The organism is Candidatus Pelagibacter sp. HIMB1493, assembly GCF_052047995.1.
Taxonomy (GTDB): Bacteria; Pseudomonadota; Alphaproteobacteria; order Pelagibacterales; family Pelagibacteraceae; genus Pelagibacter.
In genome coordinates this window covers 1,268,382-1,287,512 of sequence record NZ_JBNAIP010000001.1, presented here as the reverse complement: position 1 = coordinate 1,287,512, position 19,131 = coordinate 1,268,382, and the positions used below count along the sequence as shown (strand labels likewise).

Here is a 19,131-nt window from a genome sequence, read left to right as displayed (position 1 = left end):
TAACCTAATCAATTTTTGGTTTTTTTAGTTATTGTATAACTCTTACCTTTATTCCAAGGTATTCTCCCTGTTTTGTAACTTTTGCCTTTGTTCCAAGGAATTCTTCCTTTTTTTGACAGTGATATTTTTTTTCTAGCTTCCTCTGAATGTGTTTTTCCAAACATTGGGTTATTTTTGCCTTTAACCTTCTTCGATATTTTCTTTTTTGTCTCCTTAGATAAAATTTTACCTATAGAACCAGCTGACATTCTTTTCCTAACAGCTTTTGACCATTTTCTTCCTTTGTTAATTAGAGAGATTTTTTGAAGTGTAGTCTTGCTATAAATCCTTGTTTTATTTGACTCTGTAATTCTTTTTTTTTGATAGTCAGTCAATTTCAGATTCATATTTTTTTTAGTCAAAGAAATTATTTTTTTTGTTTTTTTTGAATGTTTTTTTCCATAAAAATTATTTTTTTTTCCTATTCGAGTTCCTTTTAATGCTTTTGAGATATTTGCTATTACCTCATTATCCATATGTATTGCTGGAAATGCTGCTTTATTAGCCCAATCTTCTTTTTTGTATATTTTTTTATTTACTTTAGTTTCATACTGGATTGCTTCTTTTTCAGTGTCAAAAGTCCAACCTAATCTAAAAGTAAAATTTTGAGGATTTTTTTTAAATTCACTACAAATATTTGATTTACTACTTCCAAAATATTTAATTCCAAAATCATTAATGGGAGAAACTTTATTTCTATATCTTACCCCATGATATTTTTTTCCATCTGATTTTCTTGAAATAAAATATGTGTACGGTTTTACTTTATTAAACTCATTAGTTTTCATTTTTATAATCTAAAAATTTAAAAAAATTATTCATTAATTTTATATGATTTAAATTTTTTGGTGAACTATCTAATAAATTTGGATTAAATAATATTATTGAGACAACTTGTGCTCTAGAGATGGCAACATTTAATCTGTTTCTACTAAAAAAAAATTCTTTATTTCTAGGTAATGAATCGCTATCTGAGGAAGTCATTGAAATTATTGTTACAGGTGCTTCCTGGCCTTGAAACTTATCAATAGTTCCAACTCTTGGATTCTCTATTTTAGACTCTTCTAATTTTGAAATGAGTAAATTAACCTGAGTATTATATGGACTGATAATTAAAAAATCATCTACAGCTAATTTTCTTATCTTTCCTTGGTCATCAAACTCAAGACCAATCATTTCTTTCATAAGATCTCTAATAACTTCAAATTCCTCAATGCTGGTTTGAACATTATTTGTATGATTCATTTCAATATAATGAATTCCGGTATCTTGGATTTTTGACTTTTTATTAAATTTAATTAATCTTTTGTCTGTTCTTTCATCACTAATTAATCTCTCTTCATAAAAATTTGATGAAATAAAGTTATTCAATTTAGAATTAAGCCTATATGTTTTATTTAAAAAGATACCTCTATCTTCAGGAATAGTGTCTTTTCCCTCTAATAAATAATCTAATATAGATTGACCAGATTCATTGGGGTGACTTCCTTTAATCGGTTGCCCAAGTTGATTTTGATCACCAATTAAAATTATATTTTTTGCTACAGTTCCAATACTTATCAAATCTGCCAAACTAACTTGTCCAGCTTCATCTATAAATAGATAATCAATTTTCTCATCATAAAAAGTACTTGCTAAATGATATTTTGTTCCAGCATAAATTTGTCCAACATCCGACTCTTTTAGGGCGTCCATAAAAACAGGATCTTTTTCATAAGTCTTTATATACTCACCATTAAATACTGTATCTTCGTCTTCTAAAGTTCCTCTTTTATATCCCTTGAATTCAAATTGTTTCTCAATCGCCATATCCTCTATTCTTTGGAGTAGATTATGAATTACTTTGTGAGATAGTCCTGTGATCGCAATTTTTTTATTTTGTTTTAATAATTCAATAATCGCATTTGCTGCTTGATAAGTTTTTCCAGTTCCGGGAGGTCCTTGTATGTAAAGATAACTATTTTCTAAATTTAGTATAATTTTAGGTATTTCTTTATCAAACTGCTCTGAAGAAATTAATTTATCACCAGTTTTTATACCTTTAATTTTTGGATGTTTTTTTTCTAAAAAATTATTTAACGCATGATATTTTTTTTCTTCATTAATCAAACTATCAATAAACTTATAGGTATTTGAGATTAATTTATTATTTGCTCTAGGTTTATCTGGACCAATGGAAAGAACATAGGGCAGCATACCAGATGCTGTTCCTCTTTTTAAAAGAACTTCTTTTGTTTTATAATCAATATCTATAATTGTTCCCGCATTATCTTTTTGTTCGATATCTTGGTTATTTGCGATAATTGCTCTTTTACTTTTTCTTAATTTGAAATCTTGATCTTCAAACTTATAAGAATAAATTAATGATCTTTTTTCTGGAGTAGGTTTTCCATTTAATTTCATGTCGCCTATACATTCTGGATCATCAATTAATTCTTCATCTGATTTTGTTCGTCTATCAAAAAATTCACGCCAAGCAGGTTTGTCTTCTCTATTATAAAATCCAATTATATCAGCCATTAGTTGTTTAATTTGAGAATTTTTAATCTTAGATTTTTCAACTTTATCTTGATACGCAAGCATATCTACTTCCCAATCTCTTAAATTCATTTCGTTATCTTCTTTTTGAGAAGTAAACCATGAAGTCTCTTTGGGCTTAATATTTAAAAGCCATCTATGGAGTTCATATGTAGATCTACAATCTTGTTTATTATAGCTTTCTATTTCATCTAAATATTTTTGATTCTGGGTTTCAACCCATTCACTATAATACTCTTGAGAAACATCACCTTTTTGTACATCTCCTTCTCTTTTAAAATTATAAAATTTTTCAACATTTTTTAATGAATAACTATTCTCAGAAATAAACAGTCCTTGAGTATTTACGTTTAATAAATTTACGAACTTATCTAGGTTCATATAATGATCATACTCAATACCTTTTACTTTATGTAAGGATGTTAATTTTAATAAAGCTGTTATTTCATAAGATCCATAATGGTAGATTTTAGAAGATGGATATTTTTCAAAATGTGACTTGGTGAACTCAAAGAAATTTATTACATTTTGTTTTTCCTCTTCTTTATTGTGAGACCATAGAGCTTTAAATTTTTCTTTATCATCCTCTATATAATAAATACCTAATAGATATTCTAAACCGCCTGGATAAATGTGATCTTCGACACTTTCTATGTCAAAATACAAATCACAAGCTGAGGGCTCTGGTAATAAATTAAAACCTTTTTTTCCATCTAAATTTCTTGGATTTGGTTGATGAATTGGAACATTAGTTTTTTCATATTCTTTTTGAAGTTTGGCTTGAGTAATCAATTTATATGAAATTTCTTCTCTAAAACCTTTAAGATTCTTTTTAGGATCTTGTTTTGATAATTTGCTAGCAGTATCTATTTTTAATTGTAATAATTTTTTTAAATGAACTTTTGTTAAACCACCAACTTGATTTAGGTTATCTTCCTTTATCCATATCTTTTCACACTCTTCCTGCCATGAACAAACTTTACAGAAACTACATTTTTCTGGTTTAGTTTTATCAATTCCATTTGATATAAATTTTTCATAATTTTCTCTATGAGTTTTAAAAAATTTATTAACTTGATTGACTTGTACATTTTCTTCAATCATATCTTTCAGTACAACAGTGAATCTTTTAGGTAATACTCCTTGAGTTTTCTCTAACATATATGTGTACATACCCAGTTGAATAATATGATCAGGTTTTGGTTTGTTTGAGTTTTTTGTATCTATTACTTCATAACTATAATCACCAAACTTTGATTTAAGATCTTTATTGATAATCAAGAAATCAAACTCTCCACGCCACTTATCTCTTTGTAAATAACCACCATGAATAACCTCCCAACCTTCTTTCATGGCTTGTATTGTTTTAGGAACTTTTTCTTCTTTTGAGAGTTTAGAATTTTTTAAATCTATTACTTTTTTATATTTTTTCTTAAGTTCTTTTAGATAGTTTTTTTCGTGTAGATTTCCTTTTTCTAATCTTAATTGATCATTTTTAGATAATTCTATTTTCTTTAGATTTAACTTCTTTTCATTTATTTCATTAAAGATTGTGTATTTACAGCTCAAATAGCTTTTTAACATTGATGGTGAGTAGAGGTTTTTCATTTGTCTAATGTAACTTGATCATTATTGATTGAACAAGTCTATTTTTTAAAATTCTGTAATATTCAAAGTTATTAAGAAACAATTTTAATTTGAGACCTATTAATTCTAGTTAATCTACCAATTAGTTCGTCTGTCTGAACATTGGCTGTATAGAATTTGTCAATCATATCTGTTGATGTATCTAAATTTTTAGCAATATCGGTAGCACTAACTCCATTCTGAATTTGAAATAAAATGTAAGTGTGTCTGAAACTTTTTGAATCTCTTTTAACAAATTCATTTCCAATTTTTTTAGTTTTTAAACCTGCGTCCAATAACAAACTATTAAGCCCTTCTCTAAAACTCTTATTTTTAAAAATTTTTGTTGAAGGAGAAATTTTAACTTTATTTTTTTGATAAAGTTTCATTATTTCTTCAATAGCAAAATAACACGAACCCATTCCAATATTACTGTTAGCTCTTTGTTTTTTTCCAAATGCGTTGTTAATTGTATAATACCTCTCCAAACGGTTATAAAAATTATTACTAAATGATTTTTTTAAATTAGGTTTGACTTGATGTTTGTCGATCAATCTCACATCTTCAAATTTTAGATTTAAACATTCATTAACTCTTAAACCACTACCTGCTATAAATATTATAAATTGATGTAATAAACTTCTTTCAAATTGTACTCTCGTTCCTCGTGCTTTAGCAATCCTATTACGAGATGTCTTAAGTAAGTGCTGATACTCTTGTCTTGTAAAATGAACTCTTTGTGTTCTTTCATTCCTTAATTTCTTTTCTAATAACTTTGTAGTTATTTTTTGTAATTTCTCTTTTCTATATCCCTTTTCAACACTCCAACTCAAAAAATTAGATATAGTAACTAAATCACCTCTTAATGTTTTTCCACTTAGCTGTTTTCCTAATTTATTAGATTCTTCATTTCTCCATATTAAAAATTTCTTCAAATGCTCATAACTAATTTCATCAATTTTTGATTTCATTAATGGTTTACACTTCATAATCACGTTCATACGGGATTTGATGCTTTTATTTGAAGTCTTGCTTCTACTAATGTCATTTTTTAGCTCATTTAAAAAAAATGAAAGACAATCTTCAAAAGTTGATTGATGTACTTGTAGTCCTTCAGCAAGTCTAAAATGTAGTCTATCAAACCATTTTTCTAAAATCTTAATTGCTTGTTTTTTATTGGACGTTTTTGAGCTTATTTGAATTTGTTTCTTATCGATAAAAGTTCTCGCATACCAATTTTCACTTTTTTTATCTTTACGTTTGTAGACATGAAGTCTTCCATCTTTTCTTTTAAAGAGAGTGTTATCTTTGTAATAAGTCATAAAAACTCGTACACTTTTTAAATATAATTGTATGAAAGTGTACGACTAGTGTACGAATGTAAAGTCTTTAAAAAATAAAGCAAACAAAAGAGTATTAATAATTAGACTCACGTTTTGAGTCGTGCGCGTCTACCAGTTCCGCCATTCGCCCGTTATATTAAATTATAATTAAATAGTATAAGAACTAAAATTATATTAAAACTAAAAAATGTTCCAAAGTCTTTATAAATATTGTTTAAATTTAGCTGCTCACAAAAGTTCAAAATTATACTTAGGAATTGTTTCCTTCACTGAAAGTTCATTTTTTCCTATACCTCCAGATGTAATGATTATTCCTATGGTGATTGCTAAAAAAAAAGAATATTTTAAAATATTTTTAATCGCATCTATATTTTCAGTTTTAGGCGGAGTTTTTGGATATTTACTAGGTTATTTGTTTTATGATTTAGCTATTCATTTAATTGAATTTTATGGTTATGAAAATAAAGTAGAAAATTTGAAGACAAGTTTGTCTCAAGGATCAGGTTTTTTTGCCTGGCTAAGTATTCTTTTTCTAGCAGGATTTACTCCTCTTCCCTATAAAGCATTCACTATTGCTAGCGGTGTTGTTGGTTTTAGTTTACCTGTATTTATTGTTGTAAGTTTAATCTCGAGAAGTCTTAGATTTTTTATTGTTGCTTATTTATCTTATAAATTTGGTGACTTATTTACTGAATTCATGGAGAAGCATGGTTCAAAATGGTTCACTATAATTGGAATTTTAATAGTTATAGTATTAGGAATTATATTTTTAATTTTTAAATTTAATGCTTAATAACAAATCATTGTTTCTTAACCTAATTTTATTAGTCAGTTTCGTTGCTTTAATGTCAGCGTTCTTTATTGAATATATTTTGGGTCACCAACCATGCAATCTTTGTATCTTAGAGAGAATTCCATATGTAATTGCAATAGTAATTATACTCTTGAATTATAAATTTTATCAGTTTGAAAAAATATTTTTGGTTTTATTGGTAATTGTTTTTTTAACAGCTACTATCTTATCAGTTTATCATTTTGGTATTGAACAAGGGTTTATCGAGGAATCTCTAGTTTGTGACCTAAAAAATGGCTCTGAAGTAACATCCAAAGAAGAAATTTTAAAACAATTGCAAGAACAAAAAGTTAGCTGCAAAGATGTAACATTTAAAATTTTTGGATTATCACTTACAACTTACAATATTGTAATTTCTATACTAATTACAATCAATGCATTAAAAATTTATTTAAACTATGCCAAAAGTAAGTAAAAAAAAAATTGAAGAATTTATAAGGGTAGATCATGCTGGTGAACGTGGAGCAGTTAAAATATATGAGGGTCAATTGTTAGCTTTAAATACATTTGTCAAAGATGAAAATTTGAAAAAAATCATAGAAGATATGAAAATTCATGAAAAGGAACATAGTGAATTCTTTGAAAATGAAATTAAAAAAAGAAACATTGCTCCTACAAAACTTTTACCACTGTGGGATTTGCTAGGTGTTGGTTTAGGATTTGGTTCTACTTTGTTAGGGAAAAAGGCAGCCATGCTATGCACAGCATCTGTAGAGGAAGTAATTGATGAACACTATTTAAATCAAATTAATCAATTAGATGAAGATGAAAAATTTCTCAAAAACAAAATTACAAAATTTAGAGAAGATGAGCTTAATCATAAAGATATCGCTTATGAAAAGGGTGCAACTAAAAAAGGACCTTATAGTATTTTAGATAAAATAATTAAAACTGGTTCTAAAATTGCAATTAATATTTCTGAAAAAATTTAAGTTTCTAATTCAACATCCCAATATAAATAATCCATCCAACTTTTGTGTAAAAAGTTAGGAGGAAAGTTCTTGCCATTTTTATGTAAATCTTCTGTTGAAGGTCTAAATGGATATTGATTCAATTTCATTCCTGAATTTTTTAATAATTTTCCACCTTTTTTTACATTGCAAGCTGAACAAGCTGTAACAACATTGTCCCAATTTGTTTCTCCACCTTTAGATCTTGGAAGCAAATGATCAAAAGTAAGTTCCTCATTACTTCCACAATATTGACAAGAGAATTTATCTCTTAAAAAAACATTAAATCTAGTAAAACTTGGTTTCGTTTGAGGAACAATATAGTCCTTCAAAGCTATAACACTTGGTAGCTTCATATTAAATGAAGGACTTCTAATAGTTCTATCGTAATGACTTACAATGATAACTCTATCAAGAAAAACTGATTTCACAGTGTCTTGCCATGACCATAATGATAGTGGGTAATAGCTTAGAGGTCTGTAATCAGCATTAAGAACTAATGCAGGACATTTTTCTAATGATACATCTTGTTCAATAAAGTTGTTCACATCAAAACATTAACTTAGTTTAGCATCATAATCAATATGATCAGATGTTAAATTTTTTTTAAAATATAATTTAATGCTGTACTTGATGCCTCGATAGGAATGTGATGATCACAATTTTTTATTAATAACGTTTCAACAGGAATATTATTTCGAATTAAAAAATCTTTAGCTTCAAGTAAATGTGTTGATGGAACAATTTGATCGACATCACCATGTATTAGTAATGTATCTGTGCTATTTTTGATTCTATCTTTCAAATTAATTTGATCTATTATTTTTCCTGAAAATCCTATGACACATAAAAATTTTTCATTTGAGGTAAGACCAACATTCAAAGACATCATGCATCCCTGGCTAAAGCCTGATAAACAAATTTGTTGATTTGATAAGTTGTATTCAGTTTTAACTTCCTCAATAAATTTTTTGATAACATTTTCAGCTTTAATTGACTCTTCAAGAATATAAGATGGATCTTCTTTGGTTAAATCAAACCATTGATATCCTGATGGATTAATTGCACATTTTTCATGTCCATTAGGACAAATAAAAATAGTATTTGGTAAATGTCTTTTCCAATTTAAAGTTAACATACTTATGTCTTTTCCATCTCCACCATACCCATGAAGTAAAATTATCGCATTCTTAATTTCTGTTCCTTCTTCTGGTTTGATGATGATTGAATTAAGGCAAAATGTCATAGATGATTTATTATGTTTTTTATTTTTAAAAACACACTACAATAATAATATGTTTTCTGGAATATTAGTTAAAATTTTATCTATCGCTCTTTTAATAGCTGTTGGAATAGTTTTGGTTTTGGGTATTGGAACTTTATTTAAAGGTGGAGAAACAAGTAAAAAATATTCAAATAAACTAATGCAGCTTAGAGTGCTGCTGCAATTTGTGGCCATACTTGTTTTGGTAGCTTTCGCATATTTTTTTAAAAACTAATTATATTTCTCAATCCACTTTAAAAAATCTTTGTCATTAAAGTCTATGTCACCAAGAACCCTAGCAAATTCCTTGCCTTCTTTATTTATAAATATTGATGTTGGAACTCCTCTTAGAGAAAATGTTTTAGCTAAAGTTACTTCTGGATCAAAAAAAGGTTCCAAATTTTTTAAGTCTAATTTCACAAAAAATTCTTCAACTTTATTTAGTTTTTCTTTCCCAATATTAATAGGAAAAACTTTTAAATTATTAAGTGATGAATTTGCTTGCATATTGTCTAATGAAGGCATCTCTTCTTTGCACGGAGGACACCAAGTAGCCCAAAAATTTAAAACTAACAATTTTCCTTTGAAATCATTAATTTTAATTTTTTCATTTTTCTTATTTAAAAAAAATACATTTTCATACGTTTTTGGAACTTTATGAATAACAATATTTTTAATGTTCGGTAAATCACTGGCTTCTACAGTTGTAATTAAAAAAATAAATAATGCTAAAATTCTCATATTAATTAGGTATAACTAAATATCATGGCAAAAAATAAAAACAACCAAGCAATATGGAACACGCGAATACAAAAGGAAGCGTCAAACTTATTTCAAAAAGTTGGTAATTCTATTGATATAGACAAGAGACTTTACAAAGAAGACATCCAAGGATCCATTGCACACGTTGAAATGCTTTTTAGACAAAAGATAATTTCCTTTAAAATAAAAAATAAAATTATTTATGGTCTAAATAAAATTTATAAAGAAATAACTCACAAAAAATTTGAATTTAATAAAAAATATGAAGACATTCATATGAATATAGAGAAAAGATTATTTCAAATAATTGGTGATGAAGCTGGATACATTCATACGGCTAGATCAAGAAATGATCAGGTAATAACTGATTTTAAAATTTGGATTAAAACTGCAACAAAAGATATTAATAATAATATAGATAAAGTAATCAAAAGTTCAATTAAACTGGCTGAAAAAAATGTTGAGACTATTATGCCAGGGTTCACTCATCTTAAAAATGCTCAAGCTATATCATTTGGCCATTATTTAATGGCTTATGTGGAAATGTTTACTAGAGATAAAAAAAGATTTTTAAACAATTTAGATAATTTAGATGAAAGCCCGTTGGGTGTAGCGGCTCTATCAGGCACTTCATTTAACATAGATAGAAATTTTACATCTAAAAAACTTGGGTTTAAAAGACCAACCAATAATTCAATAGATACAGTTTCAGATAGAGACTTTGTGCTAGATTTTCTTTATGCTGTTTCTGTATGTTCAATGCATATTTCTAGAATTGCAGAGGAATTAATTATATGGAATTCAGATGGATTTAACTTAATCAAATTATCAGATAAAGTTGTTACAGGCTCTTCAATTATGCCTCAAAAAAAGAACCCTGATCTTCTGGAATATCTAAGAGGAAAAACTGGTGCTTCTTATGGAAATTTTTTTTCTATGCTAACTATACTAAAGGGTTTGCCGCTATCCTATTTTAAAGATTTACAGGATGATAAGGAATTAGTTTTTAATTCTAATGACACTCTCATAAATTGCTTAAAAATATTTGATGAAGTTTTAAAAAATTGCAGTGCAAATAAAAAGAAAATGCTTGAACTTGCTAATACAGGTCATATTACGGCAACAGATTTAGCTGATTATTTAGTTAAAGAACACAACATGTCATTTAGAAAGGCATATCAAAAAACAGCTGCTATTGTGAACATGGCAGAAAAAAGAAAGAAAAATTTAAACGAGTTGACTTTACATGAACTAAAAAAAATTGAACCAAAACTCACAGAGGAAGTTTTAAATATTTTTGAATTAAAAAATTCTATTAATTCAAAAAAATCTTTTGGAGGAACATCTTTTGATAATATAAGAAAAATGATAATAAAATATAAGAAAACAAAATGATTAAAAAAATATCACTTTTAATTTTAATTTCATTTATGCTGGTATCTTGTGGTAAGAAAAATTGTCCAACTTATACAGGTTCAGAAGAGGAGAAATGTGATCCTCTATTTAAAACAAGATGAAATATATAAATAAAAAACTTTCAATTGATAAACATTACTTCCAAGATATTGCTCAAAAGTACAATACTCCAACTTATTGTTACTCATATTCAAAGTTAAGAGAAAATATATTAAATTTCAAAAAAAATTTTAAATCAATATCACCATTGATATGTTTTGCAGTTAAATCAAATACAAATGTAAATTTAATACAGGAAATAGCAAAATTTGGTTTAGGAGCTGATGTTGTTTCTGTTGGTGAAATGATGATGGCTCTTAAAGCGGGTGTTAATCCAAAAAAAATTGTTTTTTCGGGAGTAGGTAAAACTACAGATGAAATAAAATATGCAATAGACAAAAAAATTTTATTAATAAATGCAGAATCTAAAAGTGAAATAGAAGAAATAAATAGAGTTGCTAAAATTAAAAATAAAATTGTAAAAATTGGTCTAAGATTAAATCCTAATACTGATGCCAAAACATTAAGCCAAATTTCAACTGGTAAGAAAGAAAATAAATTTGGTGTAAATGAAAAAACATTTTATGAAATTATTGATTATTGTAAAAATTCAAAAAATATTGATCTTAATTGTTTAAGTGTTCATATTGGAAGCCAAATTTTAGATCATAAACCATATGAAAAAATGCTTAAGGTGGTTGATAATATTCTGAAAAAAACATCTCATAAATTTGAATATATCGATTTAGGTGGTGGTATGGGAATTAAATACACAGACGATAGTAAAAAACTTAATTATAAAAAATATAATTTAGCCATTAAGAAATTTTTAAAAAATAAAAAATGTAAAATAATATTTGAACCTGGGCGGTCTATAATAGGAAATGCTGGAACATTAATTACAAAAGTTATTTATATAAAAGACAGTGAAAGTAAAAAATTCATTATATTAGATGCAGCAATGAATGATTTAATGAGACCAGCATTATATGGTGCAATTCACAAAACTTTACCTGTTATTAAATCTGGAAAAGTTTCTAAAAAAACTTATGAATTTGTAGGACCTATATGTGAAACTACAGACAAGTTTGTAACTATTAAAAACTTTCAGGAACTTCAAGAAAAAGACTATGTTGCAATATGTGACGCAGGAGCTTATGGAATGTCGCTGAGTTCAAATTATAACTTAAGAACAAAGCCCTTAGAATTACTAATTAAAAACAATAAAATAAAAATAATTAGAAAAAGACAAAAGCATAAAGAAATAATCTAGCTTTTGAGACAATGATAAGAAACTTTTTATTTTCAATAATTTTTTTTACTGGAATTATTGTTATTTCTATAATTTTTTTACCTTCTTTCTTTCTACCAAGAAAAGTTGTTTTAATTGGTGGCAAATTAATGGGCTATTGGACTAGTATTTGCTTAAGGTTTATCCTTTCAGTAAAAATCCTTATCAAAGGTGAAGAAAATATAATCAAAGAGGATAAATTTTTTATTGCTGCATCTCATCAATCAATGTTTGAAACTTTTTATTTGCAAACTATTTTTAATTCACCAGTTTTTATTTTAAAAAAAGAGCTTCTCCAAATTCCAATATTTGGTTGGTATTTAAAAAAAATAGGATCAATTTCAATAAATAGAAATAAAACAACTAAAGATAATTTGGGTTTTTTTAATGATATTTCAAACACAATATCACAATCAAATCGTCCATTAATTATTTTTCCTCAAGGTACCAGGGTATTACCTGATGATAGAACTCCATTTAAAAAAGGAGCCTCAAGGATATATGAAGAATTAAAAATAAATTGTTTACCAGTAGCCATAAACTCTGGTTACGTATGGCCAAAAAAAGGTGGAAAAAATAGTAATAGAACAATTACTATATCAATATTAAAACCTATTTCAGCTGGCCTAGAAAAAAATGAATTTTTAAAAACTCTAGAAAAAAATATCTATCAAGAATTAGATTTAATAAATTAACCCTTCATTGGCATCACAACATAAATACTATCAAAATCGCCTGGATCTTTTATTAAAGCTGGTGAGCCCATATCATTAAAAAAGATTTCGACTCTATCACCATCTAATTGTGAAGCCACATCAATCAAATATCTGGAGTTAAAACTTATTTCTAAGTCGTGATCAAATTTAACATTTAATGTTTCTTTCCCGTCTCCACTATTAGTATTATTTACCGAAAGATTTAGAGTATCATTTGATAAATTAAATTTTACACCATCTTTTTTATCTAGAGATACGGAAGCCACTCTATCAACTGAGTTTAAGAAAAGTTTTAAATCAATTTCTAATTTTTTTTGATTATTTTTAGGAATTACCTGAATATAATTCGGGAATTTTCCATCGATAAGTTTTGAAATTAAAATACTATTATTTAGTTCAAACTTAATTTTTGACTTTAGATTTGATACTTTTACATCACCATCATAACTATCTAACAGTGAACAAAGTTGAAAAATTGTTTTTTTTGGAAGTATAATAGGGTCAAATTCAATTTTTTCATCTAGCCTGATTTTTGAAATCGACATTCTATGACTGTCAGTAGCTACAGCTGTTAAATAATTTTTATCTTCAACTTCAGTTTGGTGAAAATAAATACCACTTAAATAATGTCGAGTTTCATCATTTGAGACAGAAAACTTACATTTATTTAGAAGCTTCAGTAATTGTTTTGATTTTATAATAAATTCATTTTGATTAAAATTTTCATCAGTCAATGGGAACTCGGTAGCACTAATACAATTCAAATTAAAAATGGATTTTTCCGATTCTACTTGTAATTTACTTACATCGGTAAGACTAAGGTTAATTTTTTTTCCTGATGTTAATTTTCTGATTATGTCATACATAATTGACGAGGTTGTTGTTGTTTTTCCTTCTTCTAGAATTTCAACATTATTTAGCTGGTGTATAAAAATTAAATCAAGATCTGTAGCAGTAATTGTTAATTTAGAATTGCTAGCATCTAATAAAATATTAGATAAAATTGGTAACGTGCTTCTCTTTTCAATTACACCCTGACAATAATTTAGTGCTTGCTGAAGGTCTTGTTGGTTGACGTTAAATTTCATTTTCTTTGTTATTGTATAATATCTGATTTTTAAGTTTATTGATATTATCTACCATTTCTGGATCTTTTTCTTTGATTTTCTCAATTGTTTTAACAGAATGGATAATTGTTGTGTGATCTCTATTTGAGAATTCTCTACCTATTTCTGGTAATGATTTTGAAGTTAAAATTTTAGTTAAGTAAATTGCAGTCTGTCGAGGTCTTACAAGATATCTTGATCTTCTTGAAGAAAGCATTTCATTTTTACTTATCTTAAAAAACTTACACACAATAGTCTGTATTAAATCAATTGTTACTTTATTTTCTGAGATATTTAAAAGATCTTTTAATACCACTTTAGTTTCAGGTAAATTTGGAACTTTGTTATAAATTCTTGAAAAAGACACTATTCGATTAACTGCTCCAACTAATTCTCTAACACTTCCTGAAATCTCATTACTGATAAAATCTTGTATATCTTTTGATACTTGAAGCTGATCCGAATATAAATTGTTTAATTCTTCTGTTTTTTTTTGAACTATTTTTTTTCGTAATTCTAAATCAGGTTTTTGAATGTCAACAACCAATCCACCTGAAAATCTGGATTTAATTCTCTCTTGAATACGCATTAATTTATTAGGTGCTCTATCTGCAGATACTATAATTTGTGATCCTTTATCTAACAAAGCATTGAATGTATGAAAAAATTCTTCCTGCATTGCTTCTTTGCCGCTAATAAACTGGATGTCATCTATTAATAAAATATCAGTATTTCTAAAATATTCTTTAAACTTAACCATATCATTTGATTTAATTGATTTTACAAACTGATACATGAAACGTTCAGCTGAAATGAACATCACTTTATTTTTTTTCTTCATCTCAAAACCAATAGAATTTAATAAGTGAGTTTTCCCCATTCCTACACCACCATAAATATAGAGTGGATTGTAATGAGAGATAGTTTCTGTAACCTTTAAAGAAGCTTCATATGCAAGTTTATTGCTTGATCCAGTTATAAAGTTATCAAATCGTTTGTTTGGATCTATTCGGTTGTACTGAAGGTACGAGTCTTTTATAAATGAAACATTTTCATTTTGGGTATTTTCAATATTTGTTGTTTCTTTTAAATCCTTATCAACTTTTTGATCAATAATTTTAAATTCAATTCTAATTATATCTTTTTTATACAATTTAATTATTTTCAGAATTTGGTCTAAATACCTCGAAGTAATCCAATCTCTAATAAATCTAGTTGGAACAGATAAAAGTAAATAATTATTATGCTCCTCAAGAAATGATATTTTTTTTAACCAACTTTCATAAATTTCCAAACCTAATTTATTCTTCATTTCAGATTGAATTTGTTGCCAATCGATCTCTTCTGAAGCAAAATTATTAATATTTTTATTTGTAAAAGATTTATTCATAACTTAAGGAAAGATCTCAGTTAGAACGATTTAAAAAATTTTGCAACAAGTATTAAATTTAAAATTAAAAAAAAATTAAATCTGCAATTGTAGAATTTATTGTCACAATCATTTTTTTTATGGACACAAATTTTTAAATTAGTTTTAAATTTTCTTAAAAATAAAATTTTTGATTGAATCAAATACAGATTGAATCAAACATTGATTGTATTGTGTAAGATCAAAGATTTACTAAATCTAAATATAGTAATTTGAAAATATTTAGATCTTATATAATGTGTGTGTGAAATTTATCTTCGAAACAACTTAAGGTTTTTAAATTGCTGCAATCTTTTTAGTTATTCTTGAAACGTTTCTTGATGCATTTTGTTTTTTAATTACACCAGTCTTTGCAATTTTCATCAACTCAGAGTTTAATTTAGGTAAGAATTTTAACGCTTCATCTTTCTTTTTGGTATCAATTAAAGCGTTCATTTTCTTTAATGCATTTCTAAATCTACTTTTTCTAGCTTTATTAACTGCTGTTTGTTTAGAAATACGTCTTATACGTTTAATAGCTGATTTTGTATTTGCCATGCGCAGGGGTATAGCTTGAGAACTGAAAACGGTCAACTAAATATTTGCCTAATTTTGGCAGGAATTACAAAAAAAAGTAGATCTATTTGATACAATTTTTTTCTGTATAGTATCGGTACATCCTATAGTTTTACATCTTAATCCTTCTTGCTGATACACTTTAAATTCTTTTTGATAGTTTCCAGAAGATCCCAACGTATCCTTAAAATCTCTAATACTTGAACCACCTTTTTTAATTGCTCTTAATAAAATTTTTTTTGAATAATAAATAATTTTTTTACAATCTTCTCTAGTTAACAAACTTGCTTTTTTAAATGGATAAATCTTACTTAGAAATAAAATTTCACTTGCATAAATATTCCCAATTCCAGAAACAAATTTTTGATCTAATAAAAATGTTTTAATATTTTTATTCTTTCCTTTGAAGTAATTTAAAACATAATTCAAATTAAAATTTAAATTGAATGGTTCTGGTCCCAAATTTTTAAACCTATTTTCTAATTTTTCACTATTTTCTACTAACTCAAAAAAACCAAATCTTCTTGGGTCATTATAAATTACTTTCAAAGAATTAAATATTAATTCAATATGATTATGTTTTTTTGGTAATATAGGAGAATGATAAAAACTAGCATTAGTAAATTTTAATTTTTTTTTACTATCAATGATGTGTATGGTTCCAGACATACCCAAATGTATCAAACAAAACTCTCCACTTTTAAAATTCAATATTAAATACTTGGAAAATCTATCTACTTTAATAATTTTTTTATTCATTAAAAAAGAACTAAAATTTTTTGGAAGTGGAAACCTAAGATTTTTATTTCTAATAATTACTTTTTTAATACTTTTTTGTTTAACTTTTTTGTCTAAAGATTGTCTAACAATTTCTACTTCTGGTAATTCTGGCATTTCTCACTATATTCAATATATATTTTTTTATGCAACAATATCTTCAAAATAAAAAAGGCCTTGTGGAAGGTGTTTTTGATCAAGTTTATAATAAATACGACTTGATGAATGATTTTATGTCACTAGGCATTCATAGATTTTGGAAAAAAAGTCTAATCAATATAATGAAACCATCTCCAAATAGAAAGTTAATAGATGTTGCTTCTGGAACTGGAGATATCGGTAAATTATTTTTGAATAGTACAAATCAAATGTCAGAAGTCACTTGTGTAGATCCAAATAAAGGTATGATTAATCAAAGCAAACAAAAATTATCTAATTATAAAAATATAAAATGGATCAATGCAGCTGCTGAGAAGCTTCCACTTCAAGACAACGAATTTGATTATTACACAATAAGTTTTGGTCTTAGAAATACAAAGAATTTAGATAAAGCTCTATCTGAAGCTTATAGGGTATTAAAACCAGGTGGAAGATTTCTATGTTTAGAATTTTCAAAAATTCAAAACTCTAACCTAGATTTTGTTTATAAAAACTATTCAAAAATAATTCCTCATATTGGTCAATTTATTGTTGGCGATAAAAAACCATATGAATATTTAGTAAAAAGTATTGAAGAATTTATTAATCAGGAAGAATTAATTGACTTAATGAAAAAGCATAATTTTACGAAATGTAATTATAGGAACTTTTCAGGTGGTATAGTTTCTATCCATAGTGGTTGGAAAATATAATGCTAAAAAAATTAATTACTTTATTTAAATTAGGAAGAAAGATTGCAAAATCTGATATTTTAGATATTGCCTCTAAATTTAAAAAACCGCCAGTCGCGATCACAATTTTATTTCAGCTATTAGCAATATCTTTTGAAAAAAAAGAATTGAGTCATCATGCGCTAGATGATGGTGAAAGACTTTCAAAATCATTAGAGTCAATGGGTACAACTTTTATAAAATTAGGTCAATTTTTAGCTACTAGACCTGATATTATAGGAGAAGAACTTTCTACAAAGCTGGAAAAATTACAAGATCGTGTACCACCATTTTCTATTAATCAGGCAAAAGAAATAATTAAAAATGATTTAGGCAATGATGCTTACAATTCTATTATTGATTTAAGTGAGCCAGTTGCTGCTGCATCAATAGCACAAGTTCATAAAGCTAAAATAAATGACAATGGTACAATTAAAGATGTAGCAATAAAAATTATAAGACCAGACATAAAAAAAATATTTAATGAAGAAATTGATGCGATGATGCTATTTGCATTTATCATTGAGTCATTTTTAAAAAAAACTAAAAGATTAAAACTTGTGGAAGTTGTTTTTTTGTTGAAAGAAATAACTAACCTAGAAATGGATTTAAGGTTTGAGGCAGCAGCCGCAAATGAATATGCAGAAAATACAAAAAATGATGCTGGATTCAAAGTTCCTGAAATATATTGGAACTTTACTAGTGAGAATGTAATGACATTAGATTGGATAGATGGAATATCTATTCGTGAAACAGAAGAGCTAAAAAAAAGAAATTTAAATACTAATAAAATTGCTGAAGATATTATCCAACATTTTTTAAGACATGCAGTAAGAGATGGTTTTTTTCATGCTGATATGCACCAAGGTAATATATTTATTGATGAGAATGGTCAAATAGCTCCAATAGATTTTGGCATAATGGGTAGATTAGACAAAATGAGTAAACGTTTTTTAGCAGAAATTTTATTTGGATTTATACAAAGAGATTATAAAAAAGTTGCTGAGGTTCACTTGGTAGCAGGATTAGTCCCTAAAAATGTGCCAATAGATGATCTTGCACAAGCATTAAGGTCAATAGGAGAGCCAATATTTGGTCAAGAGGTTAAAGATATTTCAGGTGGAAAATTATTAAAACAGCTTTTTGATGTTACAGAAAAATTCAATATGCAAACTCAACCTCAATTGTTGATGTTACAAAAAACAATGGTTGTAGTTGAAGGTGTTGCAAGAAAATTAAATCCTAACACTAATATTTGGACAACCTCTAAACCAGTTCTTGAAAATTGGTTAAGAGAAACAAAAGATCCTATAAATAATTTTAACGAAACACTTAAAAATAGTACTGAAGTAATTAAAAGATTACCTGAATTACCTGAAATCATGGACAAAGCAAATCAAGCTCTAACATTTTTAGCCAGCGGACAAATTCCTCAAAACTCCAACTCTTATACAGCTTTAAACGATAAAAAATCTGAAATGATAGCATTTAGAAACCAATCTATTATTGGTTTATTACTTCTTGTAATTTTTGGTCTTATAGTATTTTAATTCTGCAA

Annotated in this window: 20 protein-coding genes; 10 read left to right on the top strand and 10 right to left on the bottom strand. The window is 26.7% G+C overall.

Annotated elements, in window-relative coordinates:
* Nucleotides 1-8 precede the first annotated feature (8 nt).
* The 3 genes from ACTTBK_RS06855 to ACTTBK_RS06845 all read right to left on the bottom strand — a co-directional run bounded on the left by ACTTBK_RS06855 (nt 9) and on the right by ACTTBK_RS06845 (nt 5,525).
* Nucleotides 9-827: an NUMOD3 domain-containing DNA-binding protein gene (locus ACTTBK_RS06855; RefSeq protein WP_440619286.1), complete on the bottom strand. Its 819-nt coding sequence runs from the start codon at nt 825-827 to the stop codon at nt 9-11.
* Nucleotides 817-4,185: a TM0106 family RecB-like putative nuclease gene (locus tag ACTTBK_RS06850; RefSeq protein WP_440619285.1), complete on the bottom strand. Its 3,369-nt coding sequence runs from the start codon at nt 4,183-4,185 to the stop codon at nt 817-819. The genes ACTTBK_RS06855 and ACTTBK_RS06850 overlap by 11 nt, the downstream gene beginning before the upstream one ends.
* A 71-nt stretch (nt 4,186-4,256) precedes the next feature.
* Nucleotides 4,257-5,525, bottom strand: coding sequence for a tyrosine-type recombinase/integrase (locus ACTTBK_RS06845; protein ID WP_440619284.1), 1,269 nt, complete (start codon nt 5,523-5,525; stop codon nt 4,257-4,259).
* 208 nt (nt 5,526-5,733) lie between these two features.
* Between ACTTBK_RS06845 and ACTTBK_RS06840 the strand changes: the two genes are divergently transcribed.
* From ACTTBK_RS06840 to ACTTBK_RS06830, 3 genes are read left to right on the top strand one after another with little or no spacing between them, the layout of a single operon-like run.
* Entirely contained in the window at nt 5,734-6,339 is a 606-nt protein-coding gene (locus ACTTBK_RS06840) for a YqaA family protein (RefSeq protein WP_440619283.1), read from the top strand.
* Nucleotides 6,332-6,814, top strand: coding sequence for a disulfide bond formation protein B (locus ACTTBK_RS06835; RefSeq protein ID WP_440619282.1), 483 nt, complete (start codon nt 6,332-6,334; stop codon nt 6,812-6,814). The genes ACTTBK_RS06840 and ACTTBK_RS06835 overlap by 8 nt, the downstream gene beginning before the upstream one ends.
* Nucleotides 6,798-7,331, top strand: a complete 534-nt coding sequence (locus tag ACTTBK_RS06830; RefSeq protein ID WP_262590095.1) for a demethoxyubiquinone hydroxylase family protein — start codon at nt 6,798-6,800, stop codon at nt 7,329-7,331. The genes ACTTBK_RS06835 and ACTTBK_RS06830 overlap by 17 nt, the downstream gene beginning before the upstream one ends.
* Here the strand turns inward: ACTTBK_RS06830 and ACTTBK_RS06825 are convergent.
* Nucleotides 7,328-7,897 carry an HNH endonuclease gene (locus ACTTBK_RS06825; protein ID WP_440619280.1) on the bottom strand — a complete coding sequence of 190 codons (570 nt, stop codon included), beginning with the start codon at nt 7,895-7,897 and terminating at the stop codon, nt 7,328-7,330. The two genes, ACTTBK_RS06830 and ACTTBK_RS06825, sit on opposite strands and share 4 nt — an antisense overlap.
* Before the next feature lie 47 nt (nt 7,898-7,944).
* Nucleotides 7,945-8,595 carry an alpha/beta hydrolase gene (locus tag ACTTBK_RS06820; protein ID WP_440619278.1) on the bottom strand — a complete coding sequence of 217 codons (651 nt, stop codon included), beginning with the start codon at nt 8,593-8,595 and terminating at the stop codon, nt 7,945-7,947.
* Between the two features lie 49 nt (nt 8,596-8,644).
* On the opposite strand from ACTTBK_RS06820, the gene ACTTBK_RS06815 reads away from it, so the two are divergent.
* Entirely contained in the window at nt 8,645-8,848 is a 204-nt protein-coding gene (locus tag ACTTBK_RS06815) for a twin transmembrane helix small protein (protein WP_262590092.1), read from the top strand.
* On the opposite strand, the gene ACTTBK_RS06810 is transcribed toward ACTTBK_RS06815, so the two are convergent.
* Complete coding sequence (locus tag ACTTBK_RS06810; RefSeq protein WP_440619277.1) at nt 8,845-9,354, bottom strand: TlpA family protein disulfide reductase; 510 nt, start codon at nt 9,352-9,354, stop codon at nt 8,845-8,847. The genes ACTTBK_RS06815 and ACTTBK_RS06810 overlap by 4 nt on opposite strands.
* 24 nt (nt 9,355-9,378) lie before the next feature.
* On the opposite strand from ACTTBK_RS06810, the gene argH reads away from it, so the two are divergent.
* From argH to ACTTBK_RS06790, 4 genes are read left to right on the top strand one after another with little or no spacing between them, the layout of a single operon-like run.
* Complete coding sequence (gene argH, locus ACTTBK_RS06805; protein WP_440619275.1) at nt 9,379-10,770, top strand: argininosuccinate lyase; 1,392 nt, start codon at nt 9,379-9,381, stop codon at nt 10,768-10,770.
* Nucleotides 10,767-10,892 carry a hypothetical protein gene (locus tag ACTTBK_RS06800; protein WP_440619274.1) on the top strand — a complete coding sequence of 42 codons (126 nt, stop codon included), beginning with the start codon at nt 10,767-10,769 and terminating at the stop codon, nt 10,890-10,892. Before argH ends, ACTTBK_RS06800 begins: the two co-directional genes overlap by 4 nt.
* Nucleotides 10,889-12,103, top strand: coding sequence for a diaminopimelate decarboxylase (gene lysA, locus ACTTBK_RS06795; RefSeq protein ID WP_440619272.1), 1,215 nt, complete (start codon nt 10,889-10,891; stop codon nt 12,101-12,103). The genes ACTTBK_RS06800 and lysA overlap by 4 nt, the downstream gene beginning before the upstream one ends.
* A gap of 11 nt (nt 12,104-12,114) precedes the next feature.
* On the top strand, nt 12,115-12,816 hold the full coding sequence (locus ACTTBK_RS06790; RefSeq protein WP_440619271.1) for a lysophospholipid acyltransferase family protein: 702 nt from the start codon (nt 12,115-12,117) through the stop codon (nt 12,814-12,816).
* Here the strand turns inward: ACTTBK_RS06790 and dnaN are convergent.
* The 4 genes from dnaN to mutM form a co-directional block, all read right to left on the bottom strand.
* Nucleotides 12,813-13,925 (bottom strand): DNA polymerase III subunit beta, encoded by a 1,113-nt coding sequence (gene dnaN / locus ACTTBK_RS06785; protein ID WP_440619270.1) that lies wholly within the window; start codon nt 13,923-13,925, stop codon nt 12,813-12,815. The genes ACTTBK_RS06790 and dnaN overlap by 4 nt on opposite strands.
* Nucleotides 13,915-15,333 (bottom strand): chromosomal replication initiator protein DnaA, encoded by a 1,419-nt coding sequence (dnaA, locus tag ACTTBK_RS06780; protein WP_440619269.1) that lies wholly within the window; start codon nt 15,331-15,333, stop codon nt 13,915-13,917. Before dnaA ends, dnaN begins: the two co-directional genes overlap by 11 nt.
* Nucleotides 15,334-15,648: 315 nt before the next feature.
* A complete protein-coding gene (rpsT, locus tag ACTTBK_RS06775) occupies nt 15,649-15,909 on the bottom strand; it encodes a 30S ribosomal protein S20 (protein ID WP_262590084.1) in 261 nt (86 codons plus the stop codon).
* Nucleotides 15,910-15,957: 48 nt separating this feature from the next.
* On the bottom strand, nt 15,958-16,821 hold the full coding sequence (gene mutM / locus ACTTBK_RS06770; RefSeq protein ID WP_440619268.1) for a bifunctional DNA-formamidopyrimidine glycosylase/DNA-(apurinic or apyrimidinic site) lyase: 864 nt from the start codon (nt 16,819-16,821) through the stop codon (nt 15,958-15,960).
* 29 nt (nt 16,822-16,850) lie between these two features.
* On the opposite strand from mutM, the gene ubiE reads away from it, so the two are divergent.
* Together ubiE and ubiB are read left to right on the top strand one after the other, a co-directional pair.
* Complete coding sequence (gene ubiE, locus ACTTBK_RS06765; protein ID WP_440619267.1) at nt 16,851-17,555, top strand: bifunctional demethylmenaquinone methyltransferase/2-methoxy-6-polyprenyl-1,4-benzoquinol methylase UbiE; 705 nt, start codon at nt 16,851-16,853, stop codon at nt 17,553-17,555.
* Nucleotides 17,555-19,123: a 2-polyprenylphenol 6-hydroxylase gene (gene ubiB / locus ACTTBK_RS06760; RefSeq protein WP_440619266.1), complete on the top strand. Its 1,569-nt coding sequence runs from the start codon at nt 17,555-17,557 to the stop codon at nt 19,121-19,123. Before ubiE ends, ubiB begins: the two co-directional genes overlap by 1 nt.
* The last annotated feature ends 8 nt before the right edge of the window (nt 19,124-19,131 follow it).